Raw genomic sequence first — 18,908 nt, 5'->3', positions numbered from 1 at the left:
TGCAACACTCAGACATAAAAGATTCTCGGCGGTGGAACATCGGGGCCATTGCATGGTAGCGCACGCATCAGGAGTGGGACTCACATGATCGCGATGCGCATCATTGCCGGTACCGGGCTCGTCGCAGCGATCGCTGCGGCGTGTGCCGTGGCGCCTGCGATCGGTGCCGAGGACGGTCGGGTCGCCCCGCGCCGGATCATTCCTTCGGTCGAGGGCCTGGGGTCCTTCACGCCGGCCTCGGGCGATCCGCGCCTTGCCGCCGCCCTTGCGCGCGCCGGCATTTCGACCAACGGGTTCCGTTTCACGCCGTCGAGCGCCGGTCGTCCCGGCTCGCGTGCGGTGACGGTTGCGGTCCAGGTGCAGTCGAGCCGTACCGCGGCCGCGGTCGGTGCGGACCGCGTGGCATCGAACCTGTCGTCGGCGTCGGCCGCACCGATCGCCTATAACCTGGGCGTGGCAGTCGGCTGGAAGCGCTTCGCGATCTCGGGCGACCTCGCCAAGATCGACCTCGCCGGTCAGCCGGGCAGCCGCCAAGTCGCCGACCTGGGCCTCAGCTACACCGGCAAGTCGTTCTCCGGCCGGGTGAAGGCGGAAGCGGCCAAGCCCGCCGCGGACCAGCCGCGCCTGGTCGCCGACGCGCCGAGCTACTCGCTCGACTTGGGCGGCGCCTATTCGATCGCGCGCAACCTCGATCTGACGGCGGGCGTCCGCTACAAGACCGAACGCGATCGCCTGCCGCAGTTCAACGAACAGCGCCGCGACAGCCAGTCGGTCTACGTCGGGACGGCGTTCAGGTTCTGAGGTTTGCTCAGCGATTTAGCGGCACGCTAAATCGCGTCTCGAAGCGAACCCCGGCCGGCATCGCGCCAGCGATGACCGACGACGCGAATTCACTTCGCGTCGCGCGTCCCGAAGTTCTCGAAATCCTTCACGGTGCTCCCGCCTCCGCGGGAGCACGACTCGTAGATTGCACTCGCAGCTCAACGCCGGCGTTTCACCCAGGCATCGATCCCGGCCCACCCCCAGACTCCCATCGCCCGCAGTCGCCGTACCCGCCGCGCATCCATCCCGCCCAGCGCGATCACCGGCACGCGAGCCCCCCGCATCAGCAGCCCGAATCGAACGACCCCCAGCCCCCGCGCGCCGACATGCGACCGCGTCGCGAACACCGGCGACACGAACACCGCGTCCACACCCGCGCGCACCGCCGCGACGATCTCCGCGCGATCATGCGCCGCCGCCGTCCGCAGCCCGCGTGAAGCCCGCCCGTTATGCACCCCGCCGCTGCCGACCAGCCCACCGGCCCCCAGCACCACCAGCCCGCGCGCCCGCGCGATCCGCTCGACCCGCGCAAGCACCGCGCGCCGCTCGACCAGCGGTAACCCATAATGCCGCACCACCACACCGGCGCCGCGCGGCAACCGCGCCAGCGCATTCCACAGAGCGTCGCCCATCCGCTCGTCGGTCATCATCCAGACACGGGGCAGGCAGACACGGGGCAGGGGGTGGCGGCGGCGCATCGGCGCTTCTATAGCGCGCGCCATGCCCAACGACGATCCCGCGAGCCGCCTGGCCGCGATCCACGCGACCATTGCCCATGGCTGCAAGCTGGCCGGGCGCGCGCCTGCCGATGTCACGCTGATCGCAGTGTCGAAGATGCACGACGCCGACGCAATCCGCCCGCTGATCGCGGCAGGACAGCGCGTGTTCGGCGAGAACCGCGTGCAGGAGGCCGCCGAGAAATGGCCCGCGCTGCGCGAGGAGACGCCGGGCATCGCGCTGCACCTGGTCGGACAGCTCCAGTCGAACAAGGCGACCGACGCGGTCGCGTTGTTCGATGCGATTCATTCGGTCGATCGCCCGTCGCTGGTCGGCGCGCTGGCCCGTGCGATGGACGCGCAGGATCGCCGGATCCCGTGCTTCGTCCAGGTCAACATCGGCGACGAACCGCAGAAGGGCGGCTGCGCGGTCGCCGACCTGCCCGCGTTGCTGGCGGATGCGCGGGCCGCCGACCTGCCGGTGGTCGGGCTGATGTGCGTGCCCCCCGCCGACCTCGAACCGGCACCCTATTTCGCGCTGCTGGCCAGGATCGCGCGGGACGAAGGGTTGGACGGCCTCAGCATGGGGATGAGCAGCGACCTGGAAACCGCCGTCCGCATCGGCGCGACGCACGTCCGCGTCGGCACTGCGCTGTTCGGGGCGCGCGCGTGACGGTGTCGCCGATCCGCGTCGCGGCACTCCTGTTCGATTTCGACGGCGTGCTGGTCGAGACCGAATATGACGGCAACAGGCATATCGCCGAGTATCTGACCGGGATCGGCCATCCGACGACCGCCAAGGATTCGATGGCTAATTTCATGGGCCTGTCGGGCGGCGCGTTCACCGATGCGATCGAACGCTGGATCGGCGCTCCGCTGCCGGCGGAGTTCTGGACCGTGCGCGAGGCGGAGAATGCCCGGGCCCTGCGCGACGGCGTCGATGCGGTGGCCGGCGCGGTCGATTTCGTCCGCTCGCTCCCCGCCGACCTGCCGCGCGCGATCGTCTCGTCGAGCACCACCGCATGGATCCGTGCGCACCTCGACCATATCGACCTCGCGAACGCGTTCGGCGACCACATCTATTCCGGCAAGGAGCATGTCGCCCGCGGCAAGCCCGCGCCCGACCTGTATCTCCACGCCGCCGATCGACTGGGCGTCGCCATCACCGACTGCGCGATCCTGGAGGATTCGCCGGTCGGCGTGACCGGTGCGGTCGCATCGGGCGGCTATGTCATCGGGCTGTGCGCGGGCACGCATTGCGGCATCGGCCACGCCGACCGGCTGGAGGCGTTGGGTGTCGATGCGGTCGCCGATGACTATGCAGAGGTCGCGCGCTTACTCGCCTAACCGCGCTATCAGCGCCTGCGCGGCCGCCGGATTGCGTTCCTTCGCGCCCGAGATGAAGAAGACGAACGTCTCGCGCGGGGCCTTCGGGGCGTCCTGCGTGACATAGGGCAGTCCGGCCGGCTCGATCCCGCTCGCCCAGTCGCGCGCGGTCGCGGCGATCGCGTCGAGATCGCTGTCGGCATAGCCCGCAGGCTCGTCGGCCACGGCGGTTTCGTAGCGGGCGTAGACGAAGTCGGCGGTCACATCGGCGATCGCCGGATACTCGTCCGACCGCGCATGGACGATCGCGACATTCGCCGCCCGGCACATCGCGACGAATTCGGGGACCGCGAAACTCTCATGCCGCACCTGTACCGCGTGGCGCAGGGCGATACCGTCCTGCTTGGCCGGCAGCAGGTTCAGGAACGCTGCGAAGTCCTCCGCGTCGAATTTCTTTGTCGCCATGAACTGCCACAGGATCGGACCCAGCTTGTCACCCAGTCCGGTGATGCCCTGGCTCACGAACTTCTGGATCGACGGGCCCGCCTCGGCCAGAACCTTGCGGTTGGTGCAATAGCGTGACGCCTTCAGCGCGAAGACGAACCCGTCCGGCGTCTCGTCGCGCCATTTGGCGAAGGTTTCGGGCTTGAACCCGGAGTAATAGGTGCCGTTCACTTCGATCGCGGTCAGCGTCGACGCGGCATATTCCAACTCGCGCTTCTGCGGCCATTTCTCGGGATAGAATACGCCGCCGCGCCAGGGCTCGAAGGTCCAGCCGCCGATGCCGGCGCGAATCGGGGGGAGTTTTGGCATGGGCCATCTACACCCGTTCGTGCCGAGCTTGTCGAGGCACGTGTTCCGTGCGGGAAGCAGTGAACGCGCCGCGGCAAAGCCGCGTCGTCGGTCGCCACAAGTGGCGCCGGCCGTCGTCGCTGCGATGTCGTGAAATAGCGCCGCTATTTCGCGGCAGCGACTGGAGCGGGCGAAGGGATTCGAACCCTCGACCCCAACCTTGGCAAGGTTGTGCTCTACCCCTGAGCTACGCCCGCTCTGGCGTTGCCGGAAAACCAAGCTTCCGGCGGGTGGAGGCGTGCCATTAGCGACCGAATCACAGGCGCACAACCCCTGAAAACACTTGGCGTGCGGTTTCCGAGCGCCCACATGGACGCGAACCGATTTTTCGTTGAGGAGCCGCCCTTGGCTACGCTTGGACTCTCGCCTGCCGACAAGGACGCCGTGGAGGCGTTCCGTCGCGATGTCGTCGAACCGTCGATGACGAACCTGGTCATCATCGATTTCTGGGCGGAATGGTGCGGGCCGTGCAAGCAGCTGGGCCCGGTGCTCGAAAAGGTCGCCGCCGACTATGCCGGCAAGGGCGTCGTGCTGAAGAAGATCGATGTCGATGCGAACAAGTTCATCGCCGCGCAATTCCAGGTCCGCTCGATCCCGACCGTCTATGCGATGTTCCAGGGCCAGCTGGCCGCCGACCTGACCAGCGCGCGCACCGAATCGCAGCTGAAGGCGATGCTCGACCAGTTGCTGCGACAGCTGCCGGTGCAGAGCGACGAGGCTGCGCAGGAGGCCGAGCTGGAGCCGCTGATCGCCATGGCGGAGGGCGTGCTGACCGAAGGCGACGCCGAACGCGCGCTGTCGATCTATGACCAGCTTGCCGAAATGGCACCGGACCACCCCGCCGTCGCCGCCGGCCGCGCGCGCGCGCTGGTCGCGGCGGGGCGGGTGGACGAGGCCGCCGCCGCTCTCGATGCGCTGCCGGAGGATGCCGCCAAGGCGCCCGAAGTCGCGCGCGCGCGCTCGGCGATCGATCTTGCCCGCACCGCGACGCCGGTCGCCGATCTGTCGGGGCTGGAAGCGCGCGTCGCCGCCAATCCGCAGGATCACGAGGCCGCGATGGAGCTTGCCGGCGGCCAGATGGCGGCGGGCGACCGCGATGCCGCAGCGGCCACGCTGCTCCGCTCGATCGCCACCGACAAGAACTGGAACGAGGGGGCAGCGCGCGCGCAACTCTTGAAGCTGTTCGAAGCGGTCGGGCTGGAGGACCCTTGGGTCTCGGCGCATCGCCGAAAGCTGTCGGCGATCCTGTTCGGGTGACCGACGCTCCCGCCTCGACCCGCCTGTCGATCTTCCCGCTGCCGGGTGCGATCCTGTTCCCGCGGATGCACCTGCCGCTGCACATCTTCGAGCCGCGGTACCGCGCGATGGTCGGTGACGCACTGGCCCGCGACCGGCGCATCGGGATGATCCAGCCGCGCGGCGTCGCCACCGTGCAGGGCGGCCGGCCGCCGCTGTTCGACATCGGCTGCGTCGGCAAGATCGCCGATGTCGAGGCGATGGACGACGGGCGATACAATATCGTGCTCGAAGGCCTGTCGCGCTTCCGCATCGTCCGCGAGCTCGACGTGACGACCAGCTTTCGCCAGGTGGAGGCAGTGCTGGAGCCGACGCCGGCGGGGGAAATCCTGAATCTGGGCGAACGCGCCGCGCTGGAGGCCGAATCGCGCAAGTTCGCCGACATCCACGGCTATGCGGTCGACTGGGAAGGCGTGTCGCGGCTCGACGACGAATCGCTCGTCAACGGCATCGCCCAGATCGCGCCCTTCGACCCGGCATCGAAGCAGGCGCTGCTGGAGGCGCAAGGCCTGTCGGAGCGTGCCGAGCTGATCGTCCAGCTGATGACCTTCTTCGGCCATCACGAAGAGGATTCGGGCACGCTCCAGTGACCAATGCGGCCGCCGACAATCTCACCGGGCGATGGCATGGCCGGTACACCTACGTGGAAGATGGGTGGTCAAACGATTTTGCGGCCGAGTTGCACGATGTCGGCGGCGTCCTGGCAGGCGAAACGCGCGAGGCGAGCGATCAGCCCGACGACCTACATCCCGAGCAGACCGCCTTCATTACGGGCAGCCACGTCGGGTCGAGCGTGACGTTCATCAAGCGCTATGACGAAATGCACCGCGACGCGGTTTTCTATGACGGGACGGTCGATGCCGATGGCGACGAGATATTCGGGCGCTGGAATATCGGTGAGGACCTGAGCGGAACCTTCATCATGATCCGACCGCTTGCCGAAGAGGTCGAACAGCGAGAAGCGATAGCGGCGCCGATCGCTTAAATCATCAAGCCCGACAGCAATTTGGGCACCTGCCCGCTCTCGCCGCGCGCTTCGGCCATGAAGCGGTCCTTCAGCGCCGGCATCCGCTGGACCGCCGACAGGCCGAATCGCCGCACCGCGCTCGCGGTCTTGCCGGGGATGCCGAACAGCCGGTTCAGGCCGTCGGTCGCGACCGACACCATGAACGTGTCGAGACTGCGCCAGCGCTCGTATCGCGCGAGCAGTTGCGCGTCGCCCAGGTCCATCCCGGTGCGCTTGCCCTCGACCAGCACCTCGACCAGCGTCGCCACATCGCGAAAGCCCACGTTGACGCCCTGGCCCGCGATCGGGTGGATGCCGTGCGCGGCGTCGCCGACCAGCGCCAGCCGTTCGCCGGTGATCGTGGCGGCATGGTGGAATCCGAGCGGGTAGCTCTGCCGCCGCGTCAGCCCACGGAGCGGGCCCAGGAAGCCGCCCATCCGCTTCTCCGCCTCATATAGCCAGGCGCGGTCGCCGAGCTTCATCATGCCCGGCGCATCGCCCGCCTTCACCGACCAGACGATCGCCGAGCGATGCCCGTCGGCATCGTCGACCAGCGGCAGCAGCGCGAAGGGGCCGGTCGGGTAGAAGATTTCGTAGGCGATGTTCTCATGGGGGTCGGCGTGGTGGAACGACGACACCATCGCGGCATGGTCGTACGTCCAGCGCGCCACCCGCAGACCCGCCGCTTCCCGTGTCGGCGAATTACGACCCTCGGCAGCGATCAGCAGGGCTGCGTGGACGGTCGACCCGTCGCTCAGCGTCGCGGTGACGCCGAACGGCCCGCGATCGACCGTCACTGCGTGCGTCGTCATGCGCAGGTCGACGTGGCTTGCCGCTTCGGCCGCCTCGAGCAGCGCGCGGCGCAGGTGGCGGTTCTCGAACATCGTGCCCAGCGCATCGCCAGGCGTATCGGGTTCGAAATCGAGCGCGCCCGGCTCCAGTCCGTCGCTCACCCGGATGCCCTCGATCGGGCAGCCGACCCCGGCCAGCCGGTCGATCACGCCGATCGCCGACAGCATCCGGTACGGGGCACTGGCGATGGCGGAGGCGCGGCCGTCGAAGCCGGCGGCAAGGATCGTGTCCTTGTCGGCGATATCGACGATGATGCTGGTCAGGCCATGCGCCGACAGCGCGACACCCAGCGCACTGCCGACCAGCCCGCCGCCGAGGATGAGGACGTCTGCACGGTTCATGCAGACCGCCCTACCGGGGCGCGGGCGCCGTGCCAACCGTGGGCGGACAGACATAGGCCGTCTTGTACGGTTGGTCCCAGCACCGCTGGAAGCCATCGAGCACGGCGAGGTTCATCGGCCAGCGCACCGCGATCGGCTTGCCGTCCGGTCCGCGCGGATCGAAGCCGGCCGGGCGCGGGACGGCGGCGAGCGCGGCGCGTGCCGTGTCGAGCGCTGCGCGGTCGCGCCGCAGGAACGCGATGCTGCCATCAACATACAGGTTCCAGCCGAAGCCGCGGTCCTGTTCGGGCGTCTTGTAGGCCTTTTCGAACAGCGCGATCGCTGCGGCGGTCTGGCCCAGGTTCGCCCGCAGCTGGCCTTCGTGCCAGTACAACAGCCCGACTCGCTCCGGCGGAACGGCATTCGCCGACCGATAGTCGCGGATCAGGTCGGCGGCCTGCGTTTCGCACCCGCGCATCGACAGGCTGCGCCAGCCGACGGCCATGTCCTGGTCGAAGCTGCTGAAATCGCGCTTCAGCATCGCGTCGCGATCATGGGCGCACGTCGGGGCGGCGGCCTGGGCGAGGAGCAGGGCAATGGCGGTCAGCATGGGTCTCACCGTCCGGCATCTCCATGGCGGGAAGAAGGCACTGCCGCTGCCTTGACGTCGAGTCCGCGGGCGCGGACAATGGGCACCTGCTTTTTTGGGGGGTGTGACTCATGGCGAGCCGGGCTGCGCCGTATCTGTGGCGGGACACGGTAAAGGCTGGCGCCCGCCGATCGGGCGCGATGCTGGCCGCGGTGCTGCTGATCGTCGGTACCATCGGCCTGGGCTTCGCGCTGGCGAGCTATCATTCGGGCGATCCGTCGATGAACACCGCGGCCGGCGGCCCGGTGCGCAATCTGTTGGGGGTGCCGGGTGCCTATGCGGCGGACGCGCTGTTCGCGCTGTTCGGACCGGCGGTCGCGCTGGCCCTGCCGCTGGGGCTGGTCTTCGCCTCGCGTCTGTGGCGCGACGTGCCGCTGGGGCGCTGGGGCCGGATGCTGCGCACGACGCTGGTCGGCGTTGCGCTGATGGCGAGCGCCTTTGCCTTTCTGTCGTCGGAAGCGGTGATGACCCTGCCCGGCGGCTGGGGCGGGATCGTCGGGCTGGCGGTGGCGGATGCGTTTCGCTGGTGCATCGCGCTGATCGGCAACGCGAATGCCGAGCTGTGGGCGATGCGGATCGTCGGCGTCGCGCTCGGGCTGATCGGCGTGTTCGTCTGGACGCGCGGCGTGAACCTCGACCTGCCCGAGGCGCGGCTGTCGCTGCCGCGCCTGCGCCTCCCGACCGCGACGCGAACCCGTGGCAAACCCGGCGGCGTCGACGCCGACGATGTATTCGACGTCGATGACGAAGCGGACGCGGGCGACGACACGCCCGTCACGGCCGGCCCGGCCCCGCGCAAGGTCGCCGTGCCGATCGACCGACCGGGCCCGCTGATCGCCGATCGCCAGGTGCCGCCCGCCCCGGCGGTGAAGAAGGAAGCGCGCCAGCAGAGCCTGGACCTGCGCGACAACTACACGCTGCCGCCGCTCGACCTGCTGAAACCCCCGCCGCCCAACGCCAACCCGACGATCGACAAGGCCGCGCTGGAACGCAACGCCCGCCTGCTCGAAAGCGTGCTCGACGACTTCAAGGTGAAGGGTGCGATCGTCGAGGTTCGCCCCGGCCCGGTCGTGACGATGTACGAACTGGAGCCCGAACCCGGCATCAAGGCCACCCGCGTCATCGCGCTGGCCGACGACATCGCACGCAACATGTCCGCCATCTCGGCACGCGTGGCGACGATTCCGGGCCGCACCGTCATCGGCATCGAACTGCCCAATGCCCGGCGTGAAGCCGTGGCGTTGCAGGAACTGATCGGCAGCGACGCGTTCGACGCCGCTCAAGGGTTGCCGCTGGTGCTGGGCAAGAACATCGCCGGCGATCCGGTCGTCGCCGATCTCGCGCCGATGCCGCACCTGCTGGTCGCGGGCACCACCGGCTCGGGCAAGTCGGTCGGCCTGAACAGCATGATCCTGTCGCTGCTCTACCGGCTGACCCCGGACCAGTGCCGGATGATCATGATCGACCCCAAGATGCTCGAACTCAGCATCTACAAGGGCATCCCGCATCTGCTGGCCGATGTCGTCACCGATCCACCCAAGGCCGTCCGTGCGCTGAAATGGGCGGTCGAGCAGATGGAGGACCGCTATCGCATGATGGCGAGCGTCAACGTCCGCTCCCTCGCCAGCTTCAACGACAAGGTCCGCGCCGCGAAGGCCAAGGGGCAGGAGTTGGGGCGCAAGGTCCATGTCGGCTACGACGACAACGGCAAGCCGATGTACGAGGAAGAGACGCTCGACCTCAATCCGCTGCCGCAGATCGTCATCATCGTCGACGAGCTCGCCGACCTGATGATGACCGCGGGCAAGGAAGTCGAATTCCTGATCCAGCGCCTGGCGCAAAAGGCGCGCGCGGCCGGCATCCACCTCATCATGGCGACGCAGCGTCCGTCGGTCGACGTCATCACCGGCGTCATCAAGGCGAACCTGCCGACGCGCATCAGCTTCCACGTGACGAGCAAGATCGATTCGCGCACGATCCTCGGCGAACAGGGCGCCGAACAGCTGCTGGGCAAGGGCGACATGCTCTACATGCCCGGCGGCCGCGGCACCGCGCGCGTCCACGGCCCCTTCGTGAGCGATGACGAGGTCCAGGCCGTCGCCGATTTCTGGCGCGCGCAGGGCGAGCCCGAATATATCGACGCCGTCACCAACGATCCCGAAGAGGGCGGCTTCGCGCTCGACGGCGCGCCGATCGGCGACGACACCCCGGAAAATGCGCTGTATCGCCAGGCGGTCCAGCACGTCGCACAGAGCCAGAAGGCCTCGACCAGCTGGCTCCAGCGCCAGCTGCGCGTCGGCTACAATTCGGCCGCGCGCCTGATCGAACGGATGGAAAAGGACGGCCTGGTCGGCAAACCCGACCACGTCGGCCGCCGCGAAGTGCTGATGGACGAGGACGGGCGGCCGTTGGCTTAGCCCCCGCACCCCGGTCGTGCCGAGCTTGTCGAAGCACCGTTCTTTGTGCCGCAAGCGACGGACGAGCGTATGGAAGTACGGGGCTTCGACAAGCTCGGCACGAACGGGGTGCGGAACCGCCTCCCGCGGAACGGCCGGGGTTCACGCCGCGTTCAACGCGGCGCTTTCATGAGGTTCAGATGTTCAAGTCACTCTACCTGACCGCCGCGGCGGTCGCCATCGCCGCGCCCGCCGTTGCCCAGACCGCGCCCGAGATCGGCCAGGTGCAGCGGCATCTGCAGGCCGTCTCGACGATGACCGCCAATTTCAGTCAGACCGATCGCGCGGGCAAGGTGCTGACCGGCACGCTGACGCTGAAAAAGCCCGGCAAGATCCGCTTCCACTATGAGAAAGGCGTGCCGATCCTGATCGTCGGCGACGGCAAGGATCTCTGGTTCCTGGACTATTCGGTCGGACAGAAGTCACGCTGGCCGGTCGGCAATTCGCCGCTGGGCGTGCTGCTCGACCCGACCAAGGACATCTCGCGCTTCGCGACCGTCCAGCCGAGCGCGAACCCGAATGTCGTCAGTGTCGAGGCGCGCGATCCCAAGCGGCCCGAGTTCGGGCGAATCACGCTGGTCTTTGCCAAGCAGGCGTCGGCGCCCGGCGGGTTGATGCTCCAGGGCTGGGTCGCGCTGGACAGTCAGGGCAACCGCACCTCGATTCGCCTGTCGAACCAGCAGTTCGGCGTGCCCGTCAGCGACGGAGCGTTCAAATGGCGCGACCCGAAGAGGGGTTCGGTCCGAAACTGACGGTTGCTGAATGAAACTGTTCATCTGAGCGACAGGATTAGCCGGCTATTCATTTGGTGCGGAGGCGGGGGCTTTCCAGTTCGGGATTCCCCCTGTTGCCCGGACGACATCCGGTCCCCCCTCCAGCCTGCGTGACGAACGACAGGTCGGCCCTCGCTCCATGCCCCCGGAGCGGGGGCCATTTCGTTTGTGGACCGCGGCGTTCCGCCGCGAGCACACAAACGAAACGGCCGACGCGGCGCTGCCGCGTTCGACGTCACGGCTTTGCCGTGACGGGCTTCCGGCTTTGCGGACCAGCAGCAAACCCCCTACATCCCGCCGGCATGACCCTCAGCATCGCGTCCTGGAACATCAACTCCGTCCGCTTCCGCATCGGCATCGTCGAGCAGTTCCTGACGCAAGAGTCGCCCGACATCCTGTGCTTGCAGGAAACCAAGGTCATCGATGCCGACTTCCCCGCCGCCGCCTTTCGCGCGATCGGCTACACCCATGTCATCATCCACGGCCAGCGGATGCATCACGGCGTTGCGATCGTCAGCCGCGTGCCGCTCATCGAGGACGATCGGCTCGACTGGCAGTCGAACGGCGAGGCGCGGCATGTCGGGGTGCGATTGCCAAACGGCCTGCGGCTGGAGAACGTCTACGTCCCCGCCGGCGGCGACGTGCCCGACCGCGATGTGAACCCGAAGTTCGGCCAGAAGCTCGATTTCGTCGAGCGGATGACGCGCTGGTCGGAAACGCTCGACGTGCCGACGGTGCTGACGGGCGACTTCAACATCGCGCCGCTGCCCGAGGACGTGTGGAGCCACAAGGCGCTGCTCGACGTGGTCAGCCATACGCCCATCGAGGTCGAAGCACTCGCCCGCCTGCAACGGGCGCACGACTGGGTCGACCTCGGCCGCAAGTTCCACCCCGCGCCGGCGCGGCTCCACACCTGGTGGAGCTACCGCGCAAAGGACTGGGCGGCATCCGATCGCGGGCGGCGGCTCGATCATATGTGGGCGAGCCCCGCGGTCGCCGAGAACGCGGTGTCGCACCGCGTGTGCGAGCCGGTTCGCAGTTGGCTGAAACCCTCCGACCACGTGCCCATCATCACCGAGTTCGACCTTTGAGCGACGCCAAGGCGACGGCGCGCGCGGTCGATGCGCTCAGGCGCGGCTGGCCGGTGTCGGTCGGCGCGCTGACGCTGCTGGCGATCGAAACGGCGGACCCGGCGCGGCTGGCGAACTTCGATCCCGTGGCCCAAGCCCCGGTGCTCTTGTCGGCTGGCCGCGCGGCGACGCTGAAGCTTGCCAACCAGCGCGATGCCGCGGTGCCCGATGCGCCGGTGCTGGTCGATCGTGCGCCGTGGCTCGATTTCGCGACCGCGACCGCGCTCGCCGACCCGCAGCGCGATCTTGCGACGCCGATGAAGGGCCCGTTCCGCGCGATCGCCGTGCCCCATGCCGGGGATGCCGCCGCCGCGCTGCTGCTCGCGCGCGTCGCCGGCATCCTGCCCGCCTATTTCCTGCGCGAAGGGACGGGCGGCGACGTCGCGATCACGCGCGCCGACATCGCAGCGCATGAGGACGCCACCCGTCTCGCCATCGCCACCCGCGCCCGCCTACCCGTCGCGGCGTGCGAGGATGCCGAGATCGTCGCGTTCCGCACGCCGGAAGCAGCGGGCGAGCATGTCGCGCTGATCCTCGGCCGCCCCGACGGCACCCCGCCGCTCGTGCGGCTGCATAGCGAATGCCTGACCGGCGATGTGCTCGGCAGCCTGAAATGCGACTGCGGCCCGCAACTGCATGAGGCGTTGGCGCGTATCGCGGGCGGCGGCTGGGGCATCCTGCTGTACCTGCGGCAGGAAGGGCGCGGGATCGGTCTGGTCAACAAGCTGCGGGCCTATGCGCTGCAGGACCAGGGGTTCGATACCGTCGATGCGAACACGCGGCTGGGCTTCGCGATCGACGCGCGCGATTTCCGGGTGGCGGCGCGGATGCTCGATCTGCTCGGGCAGCGCGACGTGCGGTTGCTGACCAATAATCCGGCGAAGGTCGCGGGGCTGGAGGCGGCAGGGATTGCGGTCGCCGAACGGGTGCCGCTGATGCTGCCGGCCAACCCGCATAACGCGAAGTATCTGGAAACCAAGCGGGACCGGACGGGGCACCAGCTCTGACGCTTTGCCGTCACTTCCACTCCTAATCGTCATCCCCGCGAAGGCGGGGATAAATTCTGGCTGGCCTCGGTGAGTCTCATCACGTTCGGCGACTATTGATGCCCGCCTTCGCGGGGATGACGACTGTTAGGGGGGGCGGGGGGGCGCTACTCCGCGGCCAGCAAGCCCTCCGCGCCGCCCAGGTCGACCGACACCAGCCGGCTGACGCCCTTCTCGACCATCGTCACGCCGAACAGACGGTGCATCCGGCTCATCGTCGCGGCATTGTGGGTGACGATCAGGTAGCGGGTGTCGGTTTCCTGGACCATCCGGTCGAGCAGGTCGCAGAACCGATCGATGTTGGCATCGTCCAAAGGCGCATCGACTTCGTCGAGGACGCAGATCGGGGCGGGGTTGGTCAGGAACAGCGCAAAGATCAGCGCGACCGCGGTCAGCGCCTGTTCGCCGCCCGACAGCAGCGTCAGCGATTGCAGCCGCTTGCCCGGCGGCTGGGCCAGAATCTCCAGCCCCGCCTCCAGCGGATCGTCCGAGTCGACCAGCGCGAGGTGCGCCTGGCCCCCGTCCTTTCCATCGGCGTTGAACAGCGTCGTAAACAGCCGCCGGAAATGCCCGTCGACCGCCTCGAACGCGGCGCGCAGCCGTTCGCGACCCTCGCGATTGAGCGTCCCGATCGACCCGCGCAGGCGATTAACGGCCAGCGCCAGCTCGTGGCGTTCCTGCGCATTGGTCAGCGCGCCCGCTTCCAGTTCGGCGAGTTCGCTCTCCGCGACGAGGTTCACCGGCCCGATCCGCTCGCGATCCTGGGTCAGCCGTTCGTGGCGGATGGATTCGTCGGCCGGCGATCCGACCTCGCCCGCGTCGAACCCGGCGCGTTCGGGCAGCAGCGGCGGCGGACATTCGAAGCGTTCGCCCGACAGGCGTCCCATCTCGACCCGGCGCAGGTCCTGGTTTTCCGCCCGTGCGACGGCTCCGGCCCGCGCCTCGCGCGCCACCGACAGCGCTTCGGCGGCGACGCGCGCGTTGCTTTCCGCGGTGCGCAGCGTCGCCTCCGCCGCGCGTTCGGCCGCGGCGAGCGAATCGGCCTCGGCCCGCGCCGTCGTCGCCTCGCGATCGGCGCCCGCGATACGCTCGGACAGCAGGCCCGGTCGCGCGGCAAGTCCGGTGCGCTCCTCGGCCAGCGCCGATTCGCGTGTCGCCATGTCGGCGATCCGCCGTGCGGCCTCTCCGGCGCGCGCCTTCCAGCCCTTCGCTTCCGCCGCCGCCGCCGCGGCCCGCTCGCGCGCGGATGCCGCGTCGCGATCGATTCCGGCGCGGTCGGCCCGCGCCGTCGCCACTGCGCCACGCGCCGCGTCCGCGACGCTGCCGAGTGCGGCGACCCGCGCCCGCGTCTCGTTCCCGTCCGGCAGCGCCGCTACCAGCGTCTCGGCGCGCGCCAGATCGGCCTCGGCCTCGCGCAGGTCGTCCGCCAACCGCGTGGCCCGCGCGTCGAGATCGCCGCGCTGCGCCGCCAGCCGTTCGAGCGTCGCTGCCGCACGATCCTCGGCACGCGTCGCTTCGCGCGTGGCGAGCTCGGCGGCATCGATCGTCCGCCGCGCCGCCGCCGCGTCGCTGCGCGCCTGCGTCACCGCGGTATCGATGCCGCCGAGCGTTGCATCGGCCACGCTCACTGCCGCCTCGGCCGCCGGGCGTGTGGCCGTCAGCGCCCGCAACCGGTTGACGCGCTCCAGCCGCTCTGCCGCTGCCGCCCCGTCGCTGCGGGCAACATAGCCGTCCCAGCGCCGCAGTTCACCCGCGCGCGTCACCAGCCGCTGCCCGACCGCCAGCGGCTGGCCCGCGTCGGTGTCGCTCACGAACACCTGCGCCAGCCGCCGCGCCAGCGCTGGCGGTGCGGCGACATGATCGGCAAGCGGCGTCGTATCGGCCGGCGGTCCGGGATCCCCCGGCTGCGGTGCGGCGCCCGCCCAGCGCCGCTCGGCCGCCGTATCTAGCCCGGCGTTCAGGTCGTCCCCAAGCGCCGCCGCCAGCGCACGCTCATATCCGGGGGCGGGTCGAACCCGGTCGAGCAGGCGATCGCGCGGGCTCGGCTGAACCGCCTTGGCGAGCGCGCGCATCTCGCCGTCGATCGCGGTCAACTCGGCGTGGGCGGCGGAGCGCGCCGCTTGAGCGGCATCGCGTCCGTCCTGTGCGGTGCGTTCGGCGGCGATCGCAGCCTCCAGCGAAGCCCGCGCCGCGGCCCCGTGCGCTGCCGCCTCGACGCGCGCGGCGACGGCGCGGTCGCGTTCGGCCGCGATCGGCGCGGCATCGGCCAGTCCCGCGCGATCGCGATCGAGCAGCGCGACGTCGCGCCGCACCCGCTCGGCCCGCCCCCGCGCTGCGTCGCGCGCGGCGGCGGCGACCCGCGCCTCGGCCGCCTCGCCCGCCTGCGCCGCGAGTGCCTGCGCCAGCGCCACGTCGGCATCGCGCGCGGCGCGCTCGGCATCGGCGAGGTGCGCGTCGATCTGCGGCAGGCGCGCCGCGGCATCGGTGATCCGCGCATCGAGCGTCCTGCCCTCCGCCGTCAGCCGCGCGATCGCCTCCGCCGCGTCGTGCGCGAGCGCCCCTTCGCGCGCGCGATCGTCGCGCAATCGCGCCATCTGTTCGTCGAGCTCGCTCAGCCGGCGCTCGGCCGCCGCCTTCTGTGCACGCAGGGCCGACAGCGCATGGCCGACCTCGCTCGCCCGGTCGCGCGCCACGAGCGCCGCGGTCCGCGCGTCCCCCAGCGCCCGGGTCGCCGCGTCCCGTGCCGCGCTCGTCTGCGCCACCGCTGCGGCGCGCTCGGCGACCAGCGCCTCGGCCGCCCGGCTTTCCGCCTTCGCTGTGTCGGCCGCAGCGGCGGCGTCGCGCCACCGGGCAAAGATCATCCGCCCCTCCGCGACCCGGATCTGTGATGACAGGAGTCGATAGCGTTCGGCCTGCCGCGCCTGGCGCTTCAATTGTCCGGCACGAGCTTCCTGGTCGGTGATGACCTCGTCCAGCCGGGCGAGGTTCGTTTCGGTCGCGCGCAGCTTCGCTTCGGCATCCTTGCGGCGGACGTGCAGTCCCGCAATGCCGGCGGCTTCCTCCAGCATCGCGCGGCGTTCGGCCGGCTTGGCGGCGATAATCGCGCCGATCCGCCCCTGGCTGACCAATGCCGGCGAATGCGCACCGGTCGCGGCATCGGCAAAGGCCAGCGCCACGTCCTTCGCGCGCACGTCGCGGCCGTTGATCCGGTACGCGCTGCCCGCCCCGCGTTCGATGCGGCGGACGACCTCGAACTCCTCGGCTTGGGCCCCGCCGACGTCGATCATCTGGTCGGCCAGCACCGACACTTCGGCGAAGTCGCGCGCCGGGCGCGCCTGGGTGCCGGCAAAGATCACGTCGTCCATGCCGGCGCCGCGCATCGACCTGGCGCTGGTCTCGCCCATCACCCAGCGCAGCGCTTCGAGCAGGTTGGACTTGCCGCAGCCGTTCGGGCCGACGACGCCGGTCAGCCCGGGTTCGATGCGAAGGTCGGCGGGATCGACGAAGCTCTTGAACCCGGTCAGGCGCAGGCGTTTGATACGCATCGGGCTATACTAGGACCGTTCGCCCTGAGCCCGTCGAAGGGCTGCCCTTCTTCGTCGCAGAAGAAGGACAGGGCTTCGACAAGCTCAGCCCGAACGGTCTGTCATGTGTCCCCCCGCCGCGAATTTCAGGCCCCCGCAGCCTTCAGTGCGGTTTCGACCTGTTCCCAGCTCACCGTGTTTTCCAGCATCTTGCCGTTCAGGATGAAGGTCGGCGTACCGGGGATCGGGTAATCCTGGTTGGCCTTTTCGTTCATCTTCTGCAGGCGCGTGGCCTCGGCGGTGTCGGCCAGGCACTGGCGTGCCTTTGCCTCCGGAATGCCGCGCTGTTTGACGAAATCGAGGTAGCCCGCGCTCTCGGCGAACTTCGTCGCCTGCTGGCCGAGCGGCAGCTTGCCCAGTTCCTCGTAATAGCTCTGCGGCAGCTTTTGCAGCACATCCAGCACACGCGGCTGGTCGGCGTACATCTGGTTCAGGATGGTGAAATACGGCCCCGTCCCGCCGCAACCGCCGACGAGTGCGGCCGAGATGTCGGCGCCGTTGCGCAGGTAATCCCGGAATTCGTAGCTGACCTTGCCGGTCGACACGTACTTCTGGGTCAGCGGGCCAAAGCCCTTTTCGTCGAATTCGCGGCAGACGTGGCAGGTGCGGCTGCCATATTCGACCAGCTTGACCGGCGCATCCGGGTTGCCCATCAGCCAGCCGCCGTCGGGCGTGCGGGTGACGGTGTCGACCCAGCTGGTCCCCGCCGGCGCGGCCTTGCCGGCGACCGGCGCGGCCGCGGTCACGTTATCGACAGTCATCGTGTTGCTGCTGTTGCCGCCACCGCAGGCGGTGAGCGCGGTGGCAAGGGCCAGGACGGTCAGGAAACGCATCGTCGGGATCACTCCTAGGACTGGATTACTTGGCACCGGCGGCGACGAGCTGGGGCGACAGCACCGCCCAGCTCGCACCCTCGGCCATCTTGCCGTTGATCTCGAAGCCCGGCGTGCCCGGGATCTTCTTGAATGCGGCTTGCGTCATCTTGATCAGCTGGTCGCGCTGCGCGGTGGAGGCTAGGCAGCGGTCGAGCGCGGCAGGCGTCACGCCGTGCTGCACACCGATCGCGCCCAGCCCGGTGTTGTCGATCACCGCGCGCAGCTGCTGCGGCTGCGACATCGCTTTCAATTTGGGCAGGTTGGCCTGGGCATAGGCATCGCCCTTCGCCGTCCAGTCTTCGCGCGCGGCGAAGATCGCGCTCGCCAGCGCCGGGAATTTCTGCGGGGCTGCGCATTTGGCGAGGCTCCAGGCGGCAAGGTCGAACGGATCGCGCACCGCGGCGCGCGTCTCCACCGATACCTTGCCCTGGCGGACCAGCGTGTCGTGCAGCGGCGCCTTCGATTCGGCGACGAAATCGCCGCAGTGCGAACAGGTGAAGCTCAGATATTCGACCAGCTTCGTTTTCGCCGCCGGATTGCCGACCAGCACGCTGCCGATCGGCGTCACCGACGCGGTCGTGCGCCAGTCCTTGGCGGCAGGCGGCGCGGCGGCGGCCAGCACTGTGGCGGCGGCGAGCGCGATGAGGCTACGCATCAACTGATCTTTCCGAGGAAGGGGACGGGGATGGCCGGCGCGCTTTCGACGCCGGCGGCAAGCGCTGCCAGCACCTGTTTCAATTCGGGGTCGGCGATGGTGCGCAGCGATTCGCCCAGTTCGTGACTGACCGGGCGGACCGCGGGCGGCGCCCGGCGGACCTCGCGCTTCACGTCGCCCTGGCGGATCGTCAGCCTGCCGACCGCAGGATAACCGAAGAAGCGGTTCACCCGTTCGACGATCTCGGGCGCGATGTGCTGCATCATCGTCGCGTGCGCGCCCTGCACGACCAGCGTCAGCACGCCGTTCGCGCGCTCGCCGTGCGGGAAGCGGATCGATTCGGGCGACGACACGCGGGCATAGCGGTCCCCGACGATCTCGCCCCAGCGGGTGACGACCGACGACTGGACGAAGCCGAAACGGCGGAACGCGGCGCGGCCGACATCGGGCAGCAGTTCGCTGACCTGTTGCGCGCGGTTGGCGCGCACCGGTTCGACTTTGACCGGTTTCGGCTGGGGGGGCTTCGGCATGTTCGGCGATCCATGCCATA

18 protein-coding genes and 1 tRNA gene are annotated in these 18,908 nt (G+C 69.3%); 10 read left to right on the top strand and 9 right to left on the bottom strand.

Translation table 11 applies throughout. From position 1 onward, the window contains the following. The first annotated feature begins 84 nt into the window (after positions 1-84). Entirely contained in the window at positions 85-801 is a 717-nt protein-coding gene (locus ASE86_RS01110) for a hypothetical protein (protein ID WP_235523950.1), read from the top strand. Between the two features lie 179 nt (positions 802-980). Here the strand turns inward: ASE86_RS01110 and ASE86_RS01105 are convergent, their stop codons facing one another. Next, complete coding sequence (locus ASE86_RS01105) at positions 981-1,520, bottom strand: thiamine phosphate synthase (protein ID WP_056421682.1); 540 nt, start codon at positions 1,518-1,520, stop codon at positions 981-983. A 22-nt stretch (positions 1,521-1,542) separates the two neighbouring features. Here ASE86_RS01105 and ASE86_RS16385 point away from each other — a divergent pair, with 22 nt between their 5' ends. Together ASE86_RS16385 and ASE86_RS16380 are read left to right on the top strand one after the other, a co-directional pair. Further along, positions 1,543-2,211, top strand: coding sequence for a YggS family pyridoxal phosphate-dependent enzyme (locus ASE86_RS16385; protein WP_056421681.1), 669 nt, complete (start codon positions 1,543-1,545; stop codon positions 2,209-2,211). Positions 2,212-2,222: 11 nt separating this feature from the next. Further along, positions 2,223-2,885, top strand: a complete 663-nt coding sequence (locus ASE86_RS16380; RefSeq protein ID WP_056426392.1) for an HAD family hydrolase — start codon at positions 2,223-2,225, stop codon at positions 2,883-2,885. Here the strand turns inward: ASE86_RS16380 and ASE86_RS01090 are convergent. Together ASE86_RS01090 and ASE86_RS01085 are read right to left on the bottom strand one after the other, a co-directional pair. After that, entirely contained in the window at positions 2,874-3,677 is an 804-nt protein-coding gene (locus tag ASE86_RS01090; protein WP_056421680.1) for a DUF72 domain-containing protein, read from the bottom strand. The genes ASE86_RS16380 and ASE86_RS01090 overlap by 12 nt on opposite strands. Positions 3,678-3,838: 161 nt before the next feature. Continuing rightward, a tRNA-Gly gene (locus tag ASE86_RS01085) sits at positions 3,839-3,913 on the bottom strand. Positions 3,914-4,061: 148 nt separating this feature from the next. Here ASE86_RS01085 and ASE86_RS01080 point away from each other — a divergent pair. Genes ASE86_RS01080 through ASE86_RS01070 form a run of 3 tightly spaced genes read left to right on the top strand, consistent with a single transcriptional unit; the run spans position 4,062 to position 5,997 of the window. After that, entirely contained in the window at positions 4,062-4,973 is a 912-nt protein-coding gene (locus ASE86_RS01080; RefSeq protein ID WP_235523949.1) for a tetratricopeptide repeat protein, read from the top strand. After that, positions 4,970-5,602, top strand: a complete 633-nt coding sequence (locus tag ASE86_RS01075) for an LON peptidase substrate-binding domain-containing protein (protein ID WP_268795300.1) — start codon at positions 4,970-4,972, stop codon at positions 5,600-5,602. Before ASE86_RS01080 ends, ASE86_RS01075 begins: the two co-directional genes overlap by 4 nt. After that, on the top strand, positions 5,599-5,997 hold the full coding sequence (locus ASE86_RS01070) for a hypothetical protein (RefSeq protein WP_056421678.1): 399 nt from the start codon (positions 5,599-5,601) through the stop codon (positions 5,995-5,997). The genes ASE86_RS01075 and ASE86_RS01070 overlap by 4 nt, the downstream gene beginning before the upstream one ends. On the opposite strand, the gene ASE86_RS01065 is transcribed toward ASE86_RS01070, so the two are convergent. Together ASE86_RS01065 and ASE86_RS01060 are read right to left on the bottom strand one after the other, a co-directional pair. Beyond that, entirely contained in the window at positions 5,994-7,211 is a 1,218-nt protein-coding gene (locus ASE86_RS01065; RefSeq protein WP_056421677.1) for an FAD-dependent monooxygenase, read from the bottom strand. The two genes, ASE86_RS01070 and ASE86_RS01065, sit on opposite strands and share 4 nt — an antisense overlap. A gap of 10 nt (positions 7,212-7,221) precedes the next feature. After that, entirely contained in the window at positions 7,222-7,800 is a 579-nt protein-coding gene (locus tag ASE86_RS01060; protein ID WP_056421676.1) for a hypothetical protein, read from the bottom strand. Positions 7,801-7,910: 110 nt separating this feature from the next. Here ASE86_RS01060 and ASE86_RS01055 point away from each other — a divergent pair, with 110 nt between their 5' ends. The 4 genes from ASE86_RS01055 to ribA all read left to right on the top strand — a co-directional run bounded on the left by ASE86_RS01055 (position 7,911) and on the right by ribA (position 13,205). Beyond that, positions 7,911-10,256 (top strand): DNA translocase FtsK, encoded by a 2,346-nt coding sequence (locus ASE86_RS01055; RefSeq protein WP_056421675.1) that lies wholly within the window; start codon positions 7,911-7,913, stop codon positions 10,254-10,256. 179 nt (positions 10,257-10,435) lie between these two features. Further along, positions 10,436-11,047, top strand: coding sequence for a LolA family protein (locus tag ASE86_RS01050; RefSeq protein WP_056421674.1), 612 nt, complete (start codon positions 10,436-10,438; stop codon positions 11,045-11,047). A gap of 323 nt (positions 11,048-11,370) precedes the next feature. Beyond that, complete coding sequence (locus ASE86_RS16375; RefSeq protein ID WP_056421673.1) at positions 11,371-12,159, top strand: exodeoxyribonuclease III; 789 nt, start codon at positions 11,371-11,373, stop codon at positions 12,157-12,159. Further along, positions 12,156-13,205 carry a GTP cyclohydrolase II gene (ribA, locus tag ASE86_RS16370; RefSeq protein ID WP_056421672.1) on the top strand — a complete coding sequence of 350 codons (1,050 nt, stop codon included), beginning with the start codon at positions 12,156-12,158 and terminating at the stop codon, positions 13,203-13,205. Before ASE86_RS16375 ends, ribA begins: the two co-directional genes overlap by 4 nt. A 146-nt stretch (positions 13,206-13,351) precedes the next feature. On the opposite strand, the gene smc is transcribed toward ribA, so the two are convergent. The 4 genes from smc to ASE86_RS01020 all read right to left on the bottom strand — a co-directional run bounded on the left by smc (position 13,352) and on the right by ASE86_RS01020 (position 18,888). Then, positions 13,352-16,789, bottom strand: coding sequence for a chromosome segregation protein SMC (gene smc / locus ASE86_RS01035; protein WP_056421671.1), 3,438 nt, complete (start codon positions 16,787-16,789; stop codon positions 13,352-13,354). A gap of 125 nt (positions 16,790-16,914) precedes the next feature. After that, a complete protein-coding gene (locus tag ASE86_RS01030; RefSeq protein WP_056426386.1) occupies positions 16,915-17,661 on the bottom strand; it encodes a thioredoxin domain-containing protein in 747 nt (248 codons plus the stop codon). A 25-nt stretch (positions 17,662-17,686) separates the two neighbouring features. After that, the gene (locus ASE86_RS01025; protein WP_056421670.1) at positions 17,687-18,358 is read right to left on the bottom strand and encodes a DsbA family protein; all 672 of its coding nucleotides are present in this window, start codon (positions 18,356-18,358) and stop codon (positions 17,687-17,689) included. Further along, the gene (locus tag ASE86_RS01020; RefSeq protein ID WP_056426383.1) at positions 18,358-18,888 is read right to left on the bottom strand and encodes a DUF721 domain-containing protein; all 531 of its coding nucleotides are present in this window, start codon (positions 18,886-18,888) and stop codon (positions 18,358-18,360) included. The genes ASE86_RS01025 and ASE86_RS01020 overlap by 1 nt, the downstream gene beginning before the upstream one ends. Between the last annotated feature and the right edge of the window lie 20 nt (positions 18,889-18,908).

Origin of the sequence: Sphingomonas sp. Leaf33, assembly GCF_001421785.1 — a bacterium.
GTDB lineage: Bacteria > Pseudomonadota > Alphaproteobacteria > Sphingomonadales > Sphingomonadaceae > Sphingomonas.
Note: the sequence above shows the minus strand (reverse complement) of the source record. Positions and strands in the feature narration are given on the sequence as shown.

Bases quoted from the DNA above. Each gene is read 5' to 3' on its own strand.
- ASE86_RS16375 (WP_056421673.1), top strand. From the start codon at position 11,371: ATGACCCTCAGCATCGCGTCCTGGAACATCAACTCCGTCCGCTTCCGC.
- ASE86_RS01020 (WP_056426383.1), bottom strand. From the start codon at position 18,888: ATGCCGAAGCCCCCCCAGCCGAAACCGGTCAAAGTCGAACCGGTGCGC.
- ASE86_RS01025 (WP_056421670.1), bottom strand. From the start codon at position 18,358: ATGCGTAGCCTCATCGCGCTCGCCGCCGCCACAGTGCTGGCCGCCGCC.
- ASE86_RS01060 (WP_056421676.1), bottom strand. From the start codon at position 7,800: ATGCTGACCGCCATTGCCCTGCTCCTCGCCCAGGCCGCCGCCCCGACG.
- ASE86_RS01055 (WP_056421675.1), top strand. From the start codon at position 7,911: ATGGCGAGCCGGGCTGCGCCGTATCTGTGGCGGGACACGGTAAAGGCT.
- ASE86_RS01065 (WP_056421677.1), bottom strand. From the start codon at position 7,211: ATGAACCGTGCAGACGTCCTCATCCTCGGCGGCGGGCTGGTCGGCAGT.
- ASE86_RS01110 (WP_235523950.1), top strand. From the start codon at position 85: ATGATCGCGATGCGCATCATTGCCGGTACCGGGCTCGTCGCAGCGATC.
- ASE86_RS16385 (WP_056421681.1), top strand. From the start codon at position 1,543: ATGCCCAACGACGATCCCGCGAGCCGCCTGGCCGCGATCCACGCGACC.
- smc (WP_056421671.1), bottom strand. From the start codon at position 16,789: ATGCGTATCAAACGCCTGCGCCTGACCGGGTTCAAGAGCTTCGTCGAT.
- ASE86_RS01090 (WP_056421680.1), bottom strand. From the start codon at position 3,677: ATGCCAAAACTCCCCCCGATTCGCGCCGGCATCGGCGGCTGGACCTTC.
- ASE86_RS01050 (WP_056421674.1), top strand. From the start codon at position 10,436: ATGTTCAAGTCACTCTACCTGACCGCCGCGGCGGTCGCCATCGCCGCG.
- ASE86_RS01105 (WP_056421682.1), bottom strand. From the start codon at position 1,520: ATGCGCCGCCGCCACCCCCTGCCCCGTGTCTGCCTGCCCCGTGTCTGG.
- ASE86_RS01030 (WP_056426386.1), bottom strand. From the start codon at position 17,661: ATGCGTTTCCTGACCGTCCTGGCCCTTGCCACCGCGCTCACCGCCTGC.